This window comes from Gracilibacillus dipsosauri (genome assembly GCF_003176895.1).
In the GTDB taxonomy this organism is placed as follows: Bacteria; Bacillota; Bacilli; order Bacillales; family Amphibacillaceae; genus Gracilibacillus; species Gracilibacillus dipsosauri.
The window spans coordinates 67,982-88,266 of record NZ_QGTD01000014.1 but is presented as its reverse complement, the minus strand read 5'-3'; the positions used below and the strand labels follow the sequence as shown (position 1 = coordinate 88,266).

Here is a 20,285-nt window from a genome sequence, read left to right as displayed (position 1 = left end):
GAGGAGAAGCATGAAAATAGATGATAGATGGGAAGAAAGAACAGGTTTTCAGGAAAGAGTAGCATATCACCCCTCCATAGATTTGCGAACCGATTTTGTGATGGTTTATGGCATCGATGATTCAATGCCGGAAAGAATCAAAGAATGGCAGGAATGTGGGTATGTAGTTCATCTCATGACAGGGGTGGCATGGGGAGAATATCAAGATTATTTATATGGTCAAGTGGATGGCAGGAATCATTGGGACGAAGCTCAGAAAAATCGATATGGTGAAACTATCAGTCATGGTAAAGATGTTCCATATATGGTGCCAACCATTGCCTTTACTAACTATTTAACGAGTCGTATCAAGAAGGCTGTAGATGCTGGGGTAGAAGCCATTCATCTCGAAGAACCAGAGTTTTGGGTGGAAGGAGGTTACTCCGAAGCTTTTAAGCGAGAGTGGCGGATTTTCTACAAGGAGGAATGGACACCACCACATGAATCTGTAGATGGGCAGTACCGTGCTTCCAAGTTAAAGGCATTTTTGTATAAGAGATGTTTAGATCGTCTATGTACAGAGCTTAAGGAATATGCACAAGTAAAATATCAGAGAACTTTACGGTTTTATGTCCCTACACATAGTCTAATTAACTATACACAATGGCGGATCGTCAGCCCACAGTCCCAATTGCTTAGTCTGCCAACAGTTGATGGCTATATCGCACAAGTATGGACAGGGACTTCTCGTACGCCTAATGTCTATGGTGGGATCGCAAAAGAAAGGACATTTGAAACGGCTTACTTAGAATATGGAGTTATGCAAGAATTGGCGCGAGGAACGGAAAGAAGAATGTGGTTTCTACATGATCCAATCGAGGATAATCCGAATTATGATTGGGAGGACTATAAGAATAATTATGTCAAAACATTAGTGGCATCCCTTTTTCATCCAGATGTGTTTCGGTATGAAATATCGCCTTGGCCCAACCGAATCTTCAACCGGTCGTATCCTAAGAAGGATGGAAAAGGAAAAGAGCCCATTCCACCTAGCTATGCAACGAGTTTGCTTATTATTATGAATGTACTCCGTGACTTAAACCAAGATGAAATAAAGTGGGAGAATGGTTTGGATCCGGTTGGTCTAATGCTCTCTGATACCGCCATGTTTCAAAGAAACCATCCTGAGATTTCAGGAGAAGATACTTCACAAAAATATGATGGAACAGAACGAGAGATGCTGAAGGGAAATAAAGCTAAAGAGCTACTTTATTGGTCAGAGTTTTACGGATTAGCTTTACCGTTGCTGAAATCCGGGATTCCAGTAAGACCGATCCAGTTAGACAATATCCGGCGATTCACGTCCTATTTAAACCATTACAAAACTTTAATCCTAAGCTATGAATTTATGAAGCCGGAAGCGCCAGATATTCACCTTGGCATAAGTCAATGGGTGCAAAACGGAGGCAATTTGATTTACGTAGGTGATGGGAGTGATGCTTTTCACCAAGTAAGAGAATGGTGGAACACACAAGAGGCTGATTATAATAACCCTGCAGAGCATCTTCTTGAGTCATTAGGAGTGGAATGGAGAGAAGGCATTCAACATGTTGGGAAAGGGCTCGTGACTATACTGCCAAATCATCCGAATGAATTTGCTCAGAATGAACAGAACGCAAAGCTTCTAAAGGATACTGTGAAAAAAGCGACAGAGAAAAGTGCACAAGATTCATTTCGGTGGGATGAAAAGAATTATTTGTTATTGAGAAGAGGCCCTTATGTCATCAGTTCTGTCATGGAGGAATCGGTTCATATGGAGCCACTTCGTTTAAGCGGCCTATATGTTGATTTATTGGATCCTAATTTATCGATAAAAGAAGAGGTTACGATCCTGCCGGGTAATCAATCACTTCTCTATGATTTAAATAGTCAGACAAACGAAACAGATATTCAAGTCATTGCCTCTTCATCCAGAATGGAAAGTGTTGAAAAGGCTCATAACGAATATTCGATTCTAATGAAAGGTCCATTACATGTACCAGGAGTGTGTAGGATAAGATATCCAGTCAAACCAGTAAAAATCCTAATTGTTGATGAACAGAATAAGGAAAAATCAATAAATTTTGAATGGGATCAAAGAAGTAATACCTTCTTCTTTTACTATAAAAATAATCCAGAGGGTACCAAAATCAAGATATTGCATTATGCTGTCGATATTTCATCAAGTTAATGATATCCATTCAAAATTAAAATGATAAAGCACAATTGCGGAGGGTCAGGAATGCCATACGAGAAGATAAACAATGAAAAACTACATCAAATGAAAGCATTTATTGAGGGGAAAATATATCAAAGCTTGTCCTCTCTAAAAGTAGAAGCTTGGGTGACGAAAGAACCAACGACGTTTAAGGAGCGAAAGACAGGAACGCATCTTACGTTGTCTGCTGGCGACAAATGGGGAGAGCTTTGGGATTGCGCTTGGTTTCACTTTTCTGGGAAAGTTCCGAGTCAAGCAAGAGGAGAGAAGCTTGTTCTTCTGATTGATGTCAATGGTGAATTGTGTCTAGTTGATCGTAATGGATCACCGATGCAAGGGCTAACCAATGTAAATTCCGAATTTGAATTATCTCTTGGTAAGCCCGGAAAAAGAGTGGTCGAAATTGCAGAGAAAGCTTCCGGTACAGAAGAGATTGATCTTTGGGCAGATGCAGGTTGCAATGATTTGTTCGGTCATTTCAGGTCTGGAACATTGAAAATAGCAGATATTGCAATATGTAAGGAAGAAATACGCCAGCTTTATTATGACGTAGAGGTGCTATTAGAGCTAGCTGAGCAATTAGAAGAAGACTCGGCGAGAAGAGCTAGAATCTACCAAGCACTGTATGATATTTCCTTATTACTTGTCGATTGGACAGATGAAAATGTAAGGAAGGCTAGAGAACTACTTGCCATACCACTCCAAAAACAAAATGGCGATGTGGACCTGACGATTAGTGCTGTTGGTCATGCTCATATTGACCTTGCGTGGCTCTGGCCAATAAGGGAAACGATTCGAAAAGGGGCACGGACATTCTCCACAGTACTTCGTAACATGGAAAAATATCCGGATTATATTTTCGGAGCTAGTCAGCCACAATTATACCAATGGATGAAAGAATACTACCCTGCTCTGTATGAACAAATAAAACAACGAATTGCGGAAGGGCGTTGGGAAGTCCAAGGCGGAATGTGGGTAGAACCTGATTCCAATATTCCTAGTGGAGAATCATTAATTCGCCAAATCCTTTACGGGAAAAGGTTTTATTTAGAGGAATTTGGCAAGGAAGTTAGGACTCTCTGGGTACCTGACATTTTTGGTTATTCTGCTAGTTTGCCACAACTTTTGAAGCAATCAGAAATTGATTATGTCATGACTCAAAAGCTGTCTTGGAGCGAATATAACGATCATCCACATCACACATTTTACTGGCAGGGGATTGATGGCAGTAAAGTACTGACCCATTTACCGCCAGAAGATACGTATAATGGTCCTGCTGCACCGAGATCGATTAAAAAGATAGAAAGAGAGTATTATGATAAGAACATTTCAGAACACAGTCTAATGTTATTTGGCATAGGAGATGGTGGTGGTGGACCTGGAGAAGAGCATCTGGAACGTCTTAAACGGGAAAGAAATCTCCTTGGTCTTTCTCCAGTAGTACAAGAGCCATCGATCAATTTTTTTAGAAAATTAGAGTCCTCTTCCAGTAAATATAAAACATGGTCTGGCGAGCTTTATTTAGAAAAGCATCAAGGTACCTTGACCTCCCAAGCACGTAATAAAAAATATAACCGGAAGATCGAGAAAGCGCTCCGTGAGTTAGAGTTTGTCGCAAGTCTCACGATGATGAAGGGAATCAAGCAATATCCTTCTGAGGAATTAGATTCGATATGGAAGGAGGTTATGCTATACCAATTTCATGATATATTACCTGGGTCCTCTATCAGCCGTGTATATGATGAATCACTCGAGCGTTATCAAAAGATAAATGAAAAAGTAGAGAGATTAATAGAGGAACACTACCAGGCTTTGTATCAACACCTTCATCTATCCGGAATAACCTTTTTTAATTCACTACCTTGGGCAAGGCGAGAGTGGGTGGAGGTCCACGGGAAGTGGAGAGAAATCACGATACCTCCAATGGGCTATCTCGAAATAAAGGATCAACCATCACAAGCTCTTACTGGACACACAGAATTGAAGGTTGAAAAGACAAGGATGGAGAATGAACTTCTCGTTGTCTCCTTTAATCGTGATGGAACGATACGCTCGATTTTTGATAAAGAAAATAACCGAGAAACGATAGCGAAGCACCGTCCAGCTAATCAACTGGCTATTTATCATGATCATGGAGATGCATGGGATTTCCCATCTGATTATAAATCTGTTCCAAAAATGAAACCGATTCTCGAGGATATTCATTGCGAAATTAATGGTCCCATTGCGGTAATGACCCATTTTTACACGTTTGGAAACTCAACAATTCAGCAATCTGTGAAGATGAAGTTAGGAAGCAGACAAGTTGACTTTCAGACAAAAGTAGACTGGAAGGAATCGAACAAAATGCTTCGGACCTCCTTTCCACTTCAAGTAAGAAGTGACCGTGTCCATTGTGAAATTCAATTTGGTTATATCAATCGCTCTACCCATCAAAATACACAGTGGGATTTTGCAAAGGATGAAATATGTGCACATCAATGGATTGATATTTCTGAGCCGGATTATGGTGTTGCCCTTTTAAATGATTGCAAATATGGTCATCGTGCCGAGGAAGATGAGCTTGACCTGAATTTATTACGAAGCCCCGACAGTCCAGATCCTAATGCAGATCGGGCAGATCACGAATTTGTCTATAGTTTTTACCCACATAAGGGTGAGTTTGTCTCGGGAGAAGTGTATAAAAAAGGCTATGAATTGAATATACCAGTGCGAAAAGTGGAGAAAACAGATGCGGCTACTGTAAAAAAGGACAGCTCCGCTTCATTTATTCAATTACAGGGTGGAAGTGTGATGATTGAGACGATCAAAAAAGCAGAACTGGATAATGAGATGATTATCCGCCTATATGAAATATCTGGTAATCATACAACGGCCAAATTAGACCTAAGCTTTGTTGTTGAGAAAATAGTAGAAACGAATTTGTTAGAAAATCCAAAACAATCAATATCTCTCGATAGTCCTATCTCCTTCACACCGTTTGAAATTAAAACACTAAAAATGAAAGTAAAGAGCTCAAGTTAATGTCATTATTGTGAACTTAAGGGAGGTGATTTCTCTCTGTAAATTATTTATTCGGATGTAGGTAGGTAAATGGTCTTTTGAACTGATTGGACAAAGGAGGAAAATCAATGATTCGCAAATTAGTGTTGATATGTTTCACCTTGTTTTTAATCCTATCCAGTATTAATAGTATCCAAGCAACAGAAACACAAGCAGAATCCATGAAAAATGGTAAAATCACATGGCCAAAAAGTCAGGCTTTACCTACTTTTGCGAAGGCAAAGCATCTAGATGTGTTGGATTTAAGAGAAAATACAGGCGATGAGAAGCTACTATTTACGACACTGCAAGGAAATGTGAATCGGGAAAAACCAAGGATATACATGATAGAAAATGACTATGAGGAAGGAAATTTCACATGGTTAAATGATTGGAACATCCCTTACAGCATTAGGGAGAACCCTTGGGAGCTATTGTTAAAGTATAAAGATGAACTATCTGGGATGATAGTCTATGACCCGGAAGTAAAAGACTCTATCAATGTTGCTACAACAATGGCTGGTTTGGAGCAAGGGGTAGTAGCAAGCCCTGAATTGGCAGAGAAACTGACGAAACCACCATATAATCTTAAGATAATAGAAGATTTACGTGGACAATTCGATGACGGGTTAGATGCGTATAAATGGCAATATGAAAATCTATGGCCAAGAACAACTAAACGAATGTTAGTTGGATTAAATCCTCATAGAAGTGTCGAATTGCCTGAAGATAATTGGGATGATTTCCAAGTGATTGTGGAAGAAGAGGAAGAAATTAGAGATAGCTCTAACCGAGATATCTATGACTTAGACCTCTCAGAATTTCTCGAAGGAGAATCTGTTTACCTTCGTTTTCAAGATGCTTTTACAAAGGATGGTTGGGGGCCGGCGGTCCATCAAGTAACCGTAAAAGCAGATGGACAGGTTATTGCACAGTTTATACCTGGACAAGCAGAGGAAGCGCCCTACCTATATGATGGTTATCATTCCAGTGCGGATGAGCGTTATGGCGGCCACCGCTGGGCAGATAATGGTAATTACTTTATCTATCGATTTACACCACCTGCGAATACCGAAGAATTGGTTGTTTCAGTAGATATGTGGAATCAATTTAAGGTCTCTGCATCGAATGTCCAACCAGTTGCAGCGGGTGAAACAGAACCATACGGATATTTAAGAGATTATGCAGTGGCAAATCGTGCAATGGTATTTTGGCTTGAATCAAATGTAGCAGAGGAAAAGGAATTATTTGAGCAAATCATGTCTGATGTCGAACCAAATACACCATACTTAGGGTGGTTCAGTAATGATGTTGCAGGGGAATTCAGTTCAACAGAGCTAGCTTCTGAACACAGTGTGTATGTGCTAGCCGCCGATTGGTTTAACAATATGACGGTCTTCTCTGGTGTTAAAGGGAAAATTAAAAAGCAAAAACCAATAGCTGCTCCAGAATTGGACAACAAGATTTATCTTACCTTCACATTCGGTGAAGGTGACAACCTTCAATATAATCAACATAAGCTAAGACAATTATGGGATGACAAAGCAAGAGGAAGTGTGCCAATTAATTGGACAACAAGTCCACTTCTTTATGATGTTGCACCATCCATATTAGGCTATTACCAGCAAACTGCTACAGATAACGACCTTTTAATTGCTGGTCCATCGGGGGCAGGTTATATCTATCCTACACCGTGGCCGGATGATACATTTGATTTATTCGCTAGACAAACAAAAAGGTACATGAAACGTACGGGAATGGATATTATTTATGCATTAAATCGTGTAGATGAACAAAATGTACCTTTAACAGAATCCAAAGTACAGGATTACTTGGACTATGTAGACCCACAAGGAATGTTCTTAAGCTGGGAGAGCAATACAGGAACATCTATCTTAAATAATGAGCTACCACAGTCGATTTTACGTGGTGTCAGCAGTGTCAGTGAAGCAAAAGAGGCGATAGCAGATGCCTCTCGTGATTGGGACGGAGATTCACCACTATTTATTTCATTGGGGATGTTATCGTGGTCTCTTACACCATCAGACGTTGTAGAAATTGCAGAATCACTGAGCTCAGAATATGAAATTGTCCGTGGAGACCAATACTTTGAATTAATCCGTGAAGCCAATGGATTACCAAAAAAATAATATTTTTTCCAATGATGACCCTGGAGGAATCTATTTTCTCTGGGGTTTTTTATTTCCTAATGCAAAACGGTTGGTGGATGGACAAAAAATTGAGATACTTATAGCATACATATACAAAGGAGGAGCATGGGAAAAAGGTTTCACAATGGGAAGTAAACATTTAAAAAGAGGTGAAAAATTGTGAATCAAATTAAGAAATTATCGCATGATCATTATCCGGAAATATTTAAATTATCCCAATTTGCCTTTCAATACACCTTAAATGAGGTAGAACTAGAAGAAAAGGAAAAAGAAGCGGAGCGTCATGAAATTTGGGGATGGCTAGAAGAAGAGCAATTATGCGCAAAGGTCCATATGATTCCACTCCAGGTAAATATTAATGGAAATAAGGTGAAGATGGGTGGCATCGCTTCTGTTGCGTCATGGCCAGAATATAGACGTGGTGGGATGATTAAAAAACTTTTGCTTACAGTTTTGCAGTCCATGAAGGAGAATGGTTATATTATTTCCTATTTACACCCATTTTCTGTTCCTTTTTACCGAAGATATGGGTATGAGCTTACCTTTCCGTACAAAAGGTATCAGATTCCAATCGAGACCCTTAAGAAAAAGTGGAGCCCGAATGGTTATGCAAGAAGAAGTAAAAATTATCAGGAGTTAGACAAGATTTATTCCACCTATATAAATAGATACAATGGTGGACTTATCCGAGACGAAAAATGGTGGCAGCAACGCGTTATCAAAAAAGACACGATCATCACGATTTGCTATAATGACCAGAATGAACCAGAAGGTTATCTCCTATACCATGTGAAGGATCGTATATTATATGTAGAAGATATGGCATATGTTAACTCAAATGGTTTAAAATTAATTCTTCAATTACTTTCTAATCATGATTCAATGGTAACGTCAGTAGAGATGAAGGTGCCAGCGGATGACTCCTTGCCTTTATTAGTAGATGAACCAAGATATGAGCAAAAGCTCGTGCCATATTTTATGAGTAGAATTGTGGATGTGTCTGCCTTTTTAAGGCAATATCGCTTCCGGATGACGGATCGATTTCATCCTATCGCTATCGAAGTAGAAGATGAATTTTTACCAGAGAATACAGGTACCTATTACTTAACCAAGGAAAATAGTGATATCGTCGTCAGTAGAGATAAACCCGACGGGAAATGTCAACATATTTATTGTTCCGTTCAGCAATTAACTTCTATCCTATTAAGTTATCAAAACGCAACAAATTTAGCTGGCCTCCAACTGATTCAAGGAGATGTGACGGCAATTCAAACATTAGATGCGATCATTCCTAATAAACAGACATATTTTCCAGACTTTTTTTAAAATCATCCATTGGGTGATTTTTTTCTATAGATAAACTTTAATAACATGAAATATTTTGATTAGAAATAGGGTATAAATGAATTATCAACTAAAATTACCGCACTTAGGAGTGAGATATTTGCTTGAAGATATCTTTGATGCACAATTCATAGAGTCGATCTCAAAATTAGCTATTGCTTTATTACTATCCGGATTAATAGGATTCGAACGAGAGCTAAATAAACATTCAGCAGGATTTCGTACACATATATTAGTTGGCATTAGCTCTTGTCTTATGATGCTATTATCGATAAATGGCTTTGATTATTTTATCGAAAATTATGATAACATCCGTTTCGATCCTGCGAGAATCCCGTCCTATGTTATCAGTGGGATTGGTTTTCTCGGGGCTGGAACAATTATTGTCAATGGTGGAACGATTCGAGGCCTAACCACAGCAGCATCTATATGGGCAGTTGCCGGATTAGGGTTAATTATCGGTATAGGCATGTATAAAGAGGCCATTGTCACGACGGTGATCATTCTTGTTAGCCTAGTTGTTTTGAATAAGTGGGAAAAACAGATTCATAGAAAAAGACATCAAATTTCATTTGAAATAAAAGTAGCAAAAGACAAAAATACGGCTAAAATTCTTGAAAAAATACAATCATTTCCAATTGAAGTCAAGCAGTTTGACATTACAAATGATGAAGAAGGAAACAGACGGATTAAAATGTATATTGATGTTACCCATCAGAAAAACCGCGATAACCTTCATGAATGGCTACTAGAGCAAGATGATGTCAAGAAAATAAAAATGAAGTTTCAATAAAAGAAGCATACCCACGGATGTAAGTCTTGCTTTTAGCATAAAATTCCAAAAACATGTTTCTAATAGTGGAAAAAAGGCAATAATAATTAGGAACATTATAGTTGCATCCGTCCTCACATGCAGTATAATAATAATATAGTCAAATATAGTCAAAGTCAGATAGGAGGAGGGAAAATGCGCAATATTTCAGATATTATTGAAGAATATTTGAAGGAAGTATTGCAAAGCAATCAAACGAAAATCATTGAGATTAAACGTAGCGAGATTGCGGATCGTTTTGAATGTGTACCCTCTCAAATTAATTATGTGATCAATACAAGATTCACTTTAGAAAAAGGGTATCTAGTCGAGAGTAAGCGTGGCGGTGGAGGTTATATTAGAATTAGTAAAATTACCAATGACGATAAAGCAAAGTTAATCGATGAAATTATTGAGATGATTTTACCGAAAATCTCCCAGCAGAAGGCCGCCAATATATTGGAGCGATTACTGGAGGAGGAGCTTATTACGACAAGAGAAGCGAAGTTAATGGTTGCTGCATTGAATCGTAATATCTTATCCTTCCAGCTACCCTTGAGAGATGAGTTGCGAGCTAGAATTATGGCAGCAATGCTACAATCCTTAAAATATGAATCTTAGGAGGTGTTCTTATGGAATGTCAAGAATGTCAACAGAATCCTGCAACACTTCACTTTGCTCAGGTGATTAATGGAGAGAAAAAGGAAATTCACGTCTGTCATCAGTGTGCGAAGGAAAAAGGCTATATACCTCCTGAAGACGAATCCTATTCCTTACACAATCTGTTATCAGGGCTTTTTCAATTTGATTCAGATGCCTTCCATACATCATCTCCACATCATTCAATGGAGCAAGATCTCCAATGTGAAAAATGTGGTATGACCTATCAAGAGTTCACACGAATTGGAAAATTTGGATGTGCCACTTGTTATGAGACGTTTTCTAGTCATTTAAATCCAATATTTCGTAGAGTTCATAGTGGAAATACAACCCATGACGGAAAGGTTCCGAAACGTGTAGGTGCGGATATTTATGAAAGGAAGCAGCTAAGAAACTTAAAATGGAAACTCCAACAACTAATTGCTGATGAGGCATTTGAGGAAGCTGCGAACATTCGTGATCAAATAAGACAGCTAGAAAAAAACCTAAACCAAAAAGGGGAGGGTGATGCTTAATGGGGCTTGAACAATTTATCAATGAAGCCATTAGTCCATGGTTAAAGGAAGATGGACCAGATAGTGATATTGTGATGAGCAGTCGCATTCGACTAGCTCGAAACTTTGAACAGTCACCATTTCCTTTAATTGCAAATGAAGAGCATCTTGAAGGTATCTTATATTTTTTAGAAAAAGAATTCAATCATCGTAGTTTTACACAATATGAACAGCTTGAATTTGTTAGAATGGCGGATTTAAAATCAATTGAAAAACAGGTATTGGTTGAAAAACATCTAATAAGTCCACATCTCGCTGAGAAATCCCAATATGGTGCCGCATTAATCTCCAAAAATGAGCAGGTTTCCATCATGGTCAATGAAGAGGATCATATTCGGATGCAATTATACTTTCCAGGCTTCCAATTAAAAAGGGCCTTAGAAGAAGCCTTTCACATCGATGATTGGTTAGAGCAAAAGATAGATTACGCCTTTGATGAAGAAAGAGGCTATTTAACAAGCTGTCCAACCAATGTGGGAACAGGATTACGAGCTTCTGTGATGATGCATCTCCCTGCATTAGCTATGACAAGGAAAATTTCCCGGATGATCCCGGCTATTAATCAGCTAGGTTTAGTAGTGCGAGGGATCTATGGTGAAGGCAGTGAAGCATTGGGGAATATCTTTCAAATTTCTAACCAAGTCACCTTAGGGAGATCAGAGCAGGATATCATCGAAGACCTAACAAGTGTTGTTCAAAAATTAATCGAACAGGAACGGCAAGCAAGAACAATATTAAAGCAACAGTCTGAGCTAGAGCTTGAAGATCGTGTGTTTCGCTCTTATGGCATCCTAGAACATAGTCGAATTATCGAATCCAAAGAAACGGCCAAATGTCTTTCGGATGTTCGGTTAGGGATTGACCTAGGATATATTAAGCATATTTCCAAATCTATTTTGAATGAATTAATGGTACTAACGCAACCGGCATTCCTACAGCAATATGCTAGAAGAATGCTTACACCTCATGAACGTGATGTTTTTCGGGCATCATTAATTCGTGAAAGGTTCACGTTAGAGCAAAGGGAGGAATTTTAATATGATGTTTGGACGTTTTACAGAAAGGGCTCAAAAAGTATTAGCCTTATCCCAAGAAGAAGCCGTTCGATTAGGACATAATAATATTGGTACAGAGCATATTCTGCTAGGACTAGTTAGTGAAGGGGATGGTATCGCTGCTAAAGCCTTACATGCCATCGGTCTCGGTGCAGAAAAAATTAGAGAAGAAGTGGAAGCACTAATTGGAAAGGGCAATCAAGTTTCCCAAACGATCCACTATACACCAAGAGCGAAAAAGGTCATTGAATTGTCGATGGATGAGGCAAGGAAGCTCGGCCATTCCTATGTAGGAACAGAACATATTCTCCTTGGATTAATTCGTGAAGGAGAAGGGGTCGCAGCACGTGTTTTAAATAACTTAGGAGTAAGTCTTAATAAAGCGCGCCAGCAGGTTCTACAATTACTCGGTAATAATGAAAATAGTGGCGCTTCGAATGGGAGAGGTAGTCAAAATAATAATGCAGCGACACCTACCTTAGATTCGCTTGCACGCGATTTAACAGCGATCGCGAAGGAAGGAAACATTGACCCTGTCATCGGGCGTAGTAAAGAAATTGAACGCGTCATCCAAGTATTAAGTAGACGAACCAAAAACAACCCTGTCTTAATCGGAGAACCAGGTGTTGGGAAAACGGCCGTAGCGGAAGGATTGGCACAGCAAATTGTACAAAATGAAGTACCTGAAATACTCCGTGATAAACGCGTCATGACATTGGACATGGGAACAGTGGTTGCAGGAACAAAATATCGTGGGGAGTTTGAAGATCGCTTAAAAAAGGTAATGGAGGAAATTCGCCAAGCGAACAATGTTATCTTATTTATTGATGAGCTGCACACATTAATTGGAGCAGGTGGCGCGGAAGGAGCAATTGATGCATCGAACATTTTAAAGCCATCCCTTGCTCGTGGAGAGCTTCAATGTATTGGAGCTACAACACTAGATGAGTATCGTAAATATATAGAAAAAGATGCGGCGCTAGAGAGAAGATTTCAACCGATTCAAGTGGATGAGCCGACGGTAGAAGAATCGATTCAAATTTTAGAAGGATTAAGAGATCGTTATGAGGCACATCATCGAGTAACGATCACGGATGAAGCAATGGAAGCAGCAGCTAAGCTATCCGATCGCTATATTACAGACCGATTTTTACCAGATAAGGCAATTGACTTAATTGATGAGGCGGCATCTAAGGTGCGTCTGCGTTCCTATACAACTCCTCCTAATTTAAAGGAATTAGAGCAAAAGCTGGAGGAAGTGAAGAAAGAAAAGGATGCTGCCGTGCAAAGTCAAGAATTCGAAAAGGCTGCTTCCTTACGTGATAGTGAACAGCGTCTTCGAAAGGATTTAGAAGAAACAGAATCCAAATGGAAGGAAAAGCAAGGGCAAGAGAACTCAGAGGTTACGGTGGAGGATATTGCGAGTGTCGTATCCATTTGGACAGGAGTTCCAGTATCGGCCCTAACGAAGGATGAAAGCGAACGTCTCCTAAACATGGAAGACATTCTGCATAGTCGTTTAATCGGTCAGGAAGAAGCGGTAAAGGCCGTCTCAAAAGCCATTCGCCGTGCTCGTGCTGGATTAAAAGACCCGAAGCGCCCAATTGGATCCTTTATCTTCCTTGGGCCAACAGGTGTAGGGAAGACAGAATTAGCCAGAGCTTTAGCTGAATCGATGTTCGGTGATGAGGATGCCATGATTCGTATTGATATGTCAGAATACATGGAAAAACATGCAACCTCACGTTTAGTAGGTTCACCTCCTGGTTATGTAGGTTATGAGGAAGGTGGCCAATTAACTGAAAAAGTGAGAAGGAAGCCATATTCGGTTGTTCTGTTAGATGAGGTGGAAAAAGCCCATCCAGAGGTTTTCAATATTCTCTTACAAGTATTAGAAGATGGCCGTCTGACAGACTCTAAAGGTCGGACTGTAGACTTCCGCAATACGGTCTTAATTATGACGTCGAATGTAGGGGCAAATGAGCTAAAGCGAAACAAATATGTTGGCTTCAGCCTAGGCGATGAAGAACAAAGCTATAAAGACATGCGTTCAAAAGTAACGGAAGAATTGAAAAAGGCTTTCCGTCCAGAGTTCTTAAACCGTATTGATGAAACGATTGTGTTCCACTCATTAGAGAAAAAGCATATGAAGCACATTGTGGAGCTCATGGTCAAGGAACTCCAAAAACGCTTGATCGACCAAGAGATTGACTTTTCATTGTCTGATAAAGCAGTCGAGAAAATTGCAAAGGAAGGCTTTGATCCGGAATACGGGGCAAGACCTTTACGTCGATCTATTCAAAAGAACGTAGAGGATTTATTGTCAGAAGAATTGTTGAAGGAAAAAATTCATAAAGGCCAAAAAGTCAAAATTGATCTTGATGATAAGGGCGAATTTGCGATTGTATCTTAATTATTGAAAATCGGAAGGCGATCCTTCCGATTTTCTCTTCTCTTTTTTTCTATTTTTAAGTACCCTAAATGTGAATACCTCGATTTTCTACTATTCCACACTTTTTACATATAACTTTAACTAAATTGATAGATCTTTGTAACTTATAGCACATGACTTTCGTTTATAATAAATAGGAGGGATTATCTTGGCTAAAAGAAAATCAAAATTTGTTTGCCAATCTTGTGGATATGAATCACCTAAATGGATGGGGAAATGTCCAGGCTGTCATGAATGGAATACATTAGTGGAAGAAGTAGTGGCAAGCTCCACCAAAAGAGGAAATTGGACTTCTAGTGCTGCAACCATCCATAAACCAGAAAAGATTAGCCAGATACAATCTCAAGAAGAACCAAGAATCAAAACACAAATGCAAGAATTAAATCGTGTATTAGGTGGCGGTGTTGTTCCAGGATCGCTTGTCTTAATTGGAGGGGATCCAGGTATCGGTAAGTCTACTTTATTACTGCAAGTATCTAGTCAGCTAGCAGAGAGTAATGTAGATGTGTTGTATATATCTGGTGAAGAATCTATCAAACAGACAAAGCTAAGGGCCGATCGTTTAAACATTAACTCCGATCAACTATATGTATTAGCAGAAACTAATTTAGTCGATATTGTCAATCAAATTGATGCCATTAACCCAGGCTTTGTTGTCATTGATTCGATCCAAACCGTTTATAAAGAGGAAGTGACAAGTGCACCTGGAAGTGTCTCCCAAGTAAGAGAATGTACAAGTGAGCTAATGCGCATTGCGAAGCAAAAGCATATCCCTATTTTTATTGTAGGACATGTAACGAAGGAAGGTTCCATTGCAGGACCAAGATTGCTGGAGCATATGGTAGATGCTGTATTGTATTTTGAAGGGGAACGACATCATACCTTTAGAATATTACGTGGGGTCAAGAACCGATTTGGTAGTACGAATGAAATGGGCATTTTTGAGATGAAGGAATTAGGTCTAGTAGAGGTCTTGAACCCTTCTGAAGTATTTCTAGAGGAAAGATCGCAAGGTGTAGCAGGCTCAGCCATTGTCGCCTCCATGGAAGGAACAAGGCCAGTGCTCGTCGAGATTCAATCATTGATTTCCCCTACTAGCTTTGGGAACCCTAGACGAATGGCAACAGGAATTGATCATAATCGTGTACCGTTATTGATGGCTGTTCTAGAGAAAAGAGTGGGACTAATGCTACAAAATCAAGATGCTTATGTAAAGGTAGCAGGCGGTGTGAAGCTAGATGAGCCGGCCATAGATTTAGCAGTTGCCATCAGCATTGCCTCAAGCTTTAGAGACCAGCCACCACAAGCAGATGATGTCTTAATCGGCGAAGTAGGCCTAACAGGTGAAATTCGCCGTGTATCCAGAATAGATCAAAGAGTACAAGAGGCGGCAAAGCTTGGATTCAAACGAGCGATCATTCCAGCGAAGAATATGGATGGTTGGACTCCTCCTTCATCGATCGAGGTTATTGGTGTGGAATCAGTCCAACATGCAATCAGAGAAACCTTGGGACAATCCTAATGACGCACGTTTAAAAATTTTTTAATAGGAGAGAATACTATATAGGAGGTGAATGTGGTGCTAAAAAGATTCGTGCAAATATTTTTTATTATTGCAGGTGGTACCGCGGGATATTTATATATTCCAAAATTATTGGAAGTAATGGGGTTTGCAGATAGCGCTTGGCTACAGTCAGATTTTGCCCCATATCTAGGGCTAGTATTAGGAGCAATTATTTTATTTCTTATTTCATTGTGGTGTGCAGATTATATAGTAAACTTCTTTAATTGGATTGAGGAAACCTTATTAAAAGCTCCGGTAGCAGATTTGTTATTTGGTAGTTTAGGTATTATCGTTGGTTTAATTATAGCTTATTTCTTAAATGCACCAATCCAAGCGATTGAAATCAGAGTAGTGTCACAGGTTATTCCCATCTTTTTAAGTATTCTTCTAGCATACTTAGGTTTTCAAGTTGGTTTTAAAAGAAGAGATGAATTTCTTAATCTACTGACAATCCCAAAAAAAGAAAAGAAAAAAGCCCCTCAAACAGAGGATGTAGGAAGCGAAATGCCGAAACCAAAAATCCTAGATACAAGTGTTATTATTGACGGAAGAATTGCAGATATTTGTCAAACTAGCTTTTTAGAAGGAACCATTATTATTCCGCAATTTGTGCTAGAGGAGTTACAGCATATTGCTGATTCATCTGATGCCTTGAAGCGTAACCGTGGGCGAAGAGGTCTGGATGTTTTAAATCGAATACAGAAGGAATTACCAATCAATGTTGAAATATATGAAGGTGATTTTGAAGAGATTCAAGAGGTTGATAGTAAGCTAGTCAAATTGGCAAAAGTCATGAATGGGATTGTGGTGACAAATGATTTTAACCTAAATAAAGTTTGTGAATTTCAAAAAGTACCCGTACTAAATATCAATGATTTAGCAAATGCGGTGAAGCCAATCGTCTTACCTGGAGAAGAATTAATGGTACAAGTCATTAAAGATGGTAAGGAACAGAACCAAGGTGTTGCTTATCTAGATGACGGTACGATGATTGTGGTAGAAGAAGGAAAAAGCTATATTGGCAAAACGATTGAAGTTGTCATCACTAGTGTTCTTCAAACATCAGCAGGGCGCATGATTTTCGCAAAACCAAAATTGCTTGAAAAAGCTCTATAAAAAAGGTATAACATATAAGGAATAGAAGAAAAGTGATAACATCTATGTTATCACTTTTCTTTGCTCGTCCTAATATTTCGATTAGCTATGACAATGTAAGCATTGTTGGAAGAATATGAGGTGCCAATATGGTAAAATATAATGTCATCGTGCTGGCTGCTGGCCAGGGCAAGCGAATGAAGGCAGGGAAGAATAAGCAATTTATCCATTTGCTTGATCAACCATTAATCATACATACAGTGCAAAACTTTATTCATGATGATTGGTGTAAGGCTGTTTATCTCGTCGTTAATCCACATGAGCGGACAGAAATGGAAGCCTTATTTAAGCCATTTCCATGGTTTCATCGACTACAATTCGTTTCAGGAGGCAGTGAGCGTCAGGATAGTGGGTTTAAGGGGCTTAAAGCAGTGCAAGTAGATAATCCAGATGAAATTGTGATGGTACATGATGGGGCAAGGCCGTTTATAGAACAAGAACACCTGCACTTATTAGCGGAGACAGCACAAAAACAGCAAGCAGCCCTTCTAGCGGTCCAAGTGACAGATACAATTAAGCAAAAAACGGCAACTGGTGTCCATTCATTGGATCGATCTACATTATGGGCTGCTCAAACACCACAAGCTTTTCATTATCAAGTAATCACAAAAGCACACAAGTTAGCTCAAGAGCATGGTTTTTTGGGAACAGATGATGCCTCATTAGTGGAAGAATACCTGCCAGACCAACCTGTTCAGATTGTAGAAGGAAGTTATCAAAACGTGAAGCTGACTACCCCTGAAGATATTTTTCGTGCGGAATGGATTTTACAAAAGAGAGGAGATTTGTAGATGTTTCGAATTGGACAAGGCTTTGACGTACACAAATTTGCGCAAAACCGTCCTTGTATAATTGGTGGGATTCACATACCTTATGAACAGGGCTTACTCGGGCACTCGGATGCAGACGTGTTACTCCATACCATTACCGATGCTTGCTTAGGAGCCATTGCTGAAGGAGACATTGGAAGGCATTTCCCTGATACAGACCCTGCCTATAAGGATGCAGATTCTGAAAAATTGTTAGAGCATGTATGGGAGCTCGTGTCGAAAAAAGGCTATATATTAGGTAATATAGATTGTACGATTATTGCGCAGGCACCTAAGATGGCGCCATATATTGACGAAATACGTCAAAATATTGCAAGATTGCTAAAGGCAGACATCGAACAAGTAAATGTCAAAGCAACCACTACAGAGCAATTAGGCTTTACTGGGAGAAAAGAAGGGATAGCTGCTCAGGCTGTTGTTCTTTTAGTACAGAAAGGCTAGAGAGATCATAAGCTCAAAACATAACATTTTCATTAAGATAATGATAAAATTAGGAAAGCATTTTATAAAAGTTACGTGAAAATTGGAAAGGAGTTTACTCATGACAAAAAAAGTAAGAGTTCGTTATGCGCCTAGCCCGACAGGACATCTCCATATCGGTAATGCGAGAACGGCTTTATTTAATTATTTATATGCCAAACACCTAGGTGGATCCTTTATTATTCGAACAGAGGACACCGATGCGAAAAGAAATGTAGAGGGTGGCGAGGAAAGCCAGCTTAATTATTTGAAATGGTTAGGAATCAAGTGGGATGAAGGTGCTGATATTGGCGGTGAATATGGTCCGTATCGCCAAATGGAAAGACTAGATATTTATCAAAAATATGTCGATGAGCTTTTAGAAAGAGGCCTTGCCTACAAGTGCTATATGACAGAGGAAGAATTAGAGCAAGAGCGTGAGGAACAACGAGCTAATGGTCAGGTTCCTAAATATTCTGGAGCACATCGTGATTTAACCGAAGAACAAATCGAACAATTTGAAGCGGAAGGAAGACAGCCTAGTATTCGCTTCCGTGTACCAGATCAAAAGACATATACATTCCAAGATATTGTACGTGAAAAGATTACTTTTGAATCCAGTGATTTTGGAGATTGGGTAATGGTGAAGAAGAATGGTATTCCAACCTATAACTTTGCTGTGGCGATTGATGATCACTTAATGGAGATCAGTCATGTTCTACGTGGAGAAGAGCATATTTCCAACACACCTAAGCAAATGATGATTTTTGATGCTTTTGGCTGGGAGCCTCCACAATATGGACATATGACCTTGATTTTAAACGAAAATCGTAAAAAGCTAAGTAAGCGTGATGAGCACATTTTACAATTCATTGAGCAATATAAGAATCTAGGCTATCTACCAGAAGCGTTATTTAATTTTATCGCATTGCTAGGTTGGTCTCCTGTTGGTGAAGAGGAAATCTTCACACAAGAGCAGTTTATCGAGATTTTCGATCCAGAGAGACTGTCCACCTCACCAGCAATCTTTGATCCAGCGAAATTAAAATGGATGAATAACCAATACATTAAACAAGCTTCATTGGAAGAGGTTGTCGAGCTTAGTCTTCCTCATTTAATAGCTGCAGGTAGACTTTCAGAAAATATGGATGAAGTAACCAAGCAATGGGCGATTGATGTCATTCGGTTGTATCATGACCAGTTATCCTATGGTGCGGAAATTGTTGAACTAACGGAGCTATTCTTCAAAGAGGATATCCAATATGATGAGGATGCGATGAATGTACTAAAAGAAGAACAAGTACCAGAGGTTATTACTGGCTTCCTTTCCCAATTTGAACAAATCGAACAGTTATCACCTGATAATATTAAGGCAGCAATAAAAGCGACCCAAAAAGAAACGAAACAAAAAGGGAAAAAGCTATTTATGCCTATTCGTGTAGCAACAACTGGACAAGTTCATGGACCAGAATTGCCAAATGCTATTCACTTATTAGGTCCTGAGATTGTTAAGGCAAGATTAAATAATGTGCTTTCCCTAATTAAATAAGTGACATTTTCCTAAGAACTATATATAATAAAACAAATGATATATTAGATCGTAGATGAGGAAAAGTAAACAATAGAAGCTTCTACAGAGAATACCACCAATTGGCTGCGAGTGGTTGAAGTAATCATTGTTGAAATGCACCTCAGGAGTTTCTTCTTGAAAGATAGTAGGGGAGAACGGGGATGCACGCCGTTATCTGTGCTAAGAGTGGAGGAATTTATTTAACCTAAAATTCCTAAACAGAGTGGAACCGCGCGGTAAGCGTCTCTGTGTTGTATAAACACAGGGGCGCTTTTTTATTGTGGAAGGGATCACGTGAGATTCAACCAATAGAGAGATGCTGTTACTAAATTTCCTTTAAGCTATTCAATCTGTTTTCATTAGAGAAGCTTTGAGAGAATGG

Annotated in this window: 14 protein-coding genes and 1 other annotated feature; all 14 genes read left to right on the top strand. The window is 39.2% G+C overall.

Annotated elements, in window-relative coordinates; genetic code table 11:
- Positions 1–10 precede the first annotated feature (10 nt).
- On the top strand, positions 11–2,209 hold the full coding sequence (locus DLJ74_RS15635; RefSeq protein ID WP_109985151.1) for a hypothetical protein: 2,199 nt from the start codon (positions 11–13) through the stop codon (positions 2,207–2,209).
- A gap of 51 nt (positions 2,210–2,260) precedes the next feature.
- A complete protein-coding gene (locus tag DLJ74_RS15630; protein ID WP_109985150.1) occupies positions 2,261–5,260 on the top strand; it encodes an alpha-mannosidase in 3,000 nt (999 codons plus the stop codon).
- Positions 5,261–5,367: 107 nt separating this feature from the next.
- A complete protein-coding gene (locus tag DLJ74_RS15625) occupies positions 5,368–7,428 on the top strand; it encodes a GxGYxYP domain-containing protein (protein ID WP_245902360.1) in 2,061 nt (686 codons plus the stop codon).
- A gap of 180 nt (positions 7,429–7,608) precedes the next feature.
- Entirely contained in the window at positions 7,609–8,775 is a 1,167-nt protein-coding gene (locus tag DLJ74_RS15615; RefSeq protein ID WP_109985148.1) for a GNAT family N-acetyltransferase, read from the top strand.
- Between the two features lie 118 nt (positions 8,776–8,893).
- Positions 8,894–9,586 carry an MgtC/SapB family protein gene (locus DLJ74_RS15610; RefSeq protein WP_245902359.1) on the top strand — a complete coding sequence of 231 codons (693 nt, stop codon included), beginning with the start codon at positions 8,894–8,896 and terminating at the stop codon, positions 9,584–9,586.
- Positions 9,587–9,760: 174 nt separating this feature from the next.
- Positions 9,761–10,225 (top strand): CtsR family transcriptional regulator, encoded by a 465-nt coding sequence (locus tag DLJ74_RS15605; RefSeq protein ID WP_054787938.1) that lies wholly within the window; start codon positions 9,761–9,763, stop codon positions 10,223–10,225.
- Between the two features lie 11 nt (positions 10,226–10,236).
- A complete protein-coding gene (mcsA, locus tag DLJ74_RS15600; protein ID WP_109985147.1) occupies positions 10,237–10,779 on the top strand; it encodes a protein-arginine kinase activator protein McsA in 543 nt (180 codons plus the stop codon).
- Positions 10,779–11,855 carry a protein-arginine kinase McsB gene (mcsB, locus tag DLJ74_RS15595; RefSeq protein WP_054787937.1) on the top strand — a complete coding sequence of 359 codons (1,077 nt, stop codon included), beginning with the start codon at positions 10,779–10,781 and terminating at the stop codon, positions 11,853–11,855. Before mcsA ends, mcsB begins: the two co-directional genes overlap by 1 nt.
- A 1-nt stretch (position 11,856) precedes the next feature.
- A complete protein-coding gene (clpC, locus tag DLJ74_RS15590) occupies positions 11,857–14,286 on the top strand; it encodes an ATP-dependent protease ATP-binding subunit ClpC (protein WP_109985146.1) in 2,430 nt (809 codons plus the stop codon).
- A 187-nt stretch (positions 14,287–14,473) separates the two neighbouring features.
- Positions 14,474–15,847: a DNA repair protein RadA gene (gene radA, locus DLJ74_RS15585; RefSeq protein WP_054787936.1), complete on the top strand. Its 1,374-nt coding sequence runs from the start codon at positions 14,474–14,476 to the stop codon at positions 15,845–15,847.
- Positions 15,848–15,904: 57 nt separating this feature from the next.
- Positions 15,905–17,005 carry a PIN/TRAM domain-containing protein gene (locus tag DLJ74_RS15580; RefSeq protein ID WP_109985145.1) on the top strand — a complete coding sequence of 367 codons (1,101 nt, stop codon included), beginning with the start codon at positions 15,905–15,907 and terminating at the stop codon, positions 17,003–17,005.
- 128 nt (positions 17,006–17,133) lie between these two features.
- Positions 17,134–17,835, top strand: coding sequence for a 2-C-methyl-D-erythritol 4-phosphate cytidylyltransferase (ispD, locus tag DLJ74_RS20785; protein WP_245902358.1), 702 nt, complete (start codon positions 17,134–17,136; stop codon positions 17,833–17,835).
- Complete coding sequence (gene ispF / locus DLJ74_RS20780) at positions 17,836–18,315, top strand: 2-C-methyl-D-erythritol 2,4-cyclodiphosphate synthase (RefSeq protein WP_245902357.1); 480 nt, start codon at positions 17,836–17,838, stop codon at positions 18,313–18,315.
- A 100-nt stretch (positions 18,316–18,415) separates the two neighbouring features.
- The gene (gltX, locus tag DLJ74_RS15570; protein WP_109985144.1) at positions 18,416–19,882 is read left to right on the top strand and encodes a glutamate--tRNA ligase; all 1,467 of its coding nucleotides are present in this window, start codon (positions 18,416–18,418) and stop codon (positions 19,880–19,882) included.
- Positions 19,883–19,925: 43 nt separating this feature from the next.
- Positions 19,926–20,154, top strand: a binding site (T-box leader).
- The last annotated feature ends 131 nt before the right edge of the window (positions 20,155–20,285 follow it).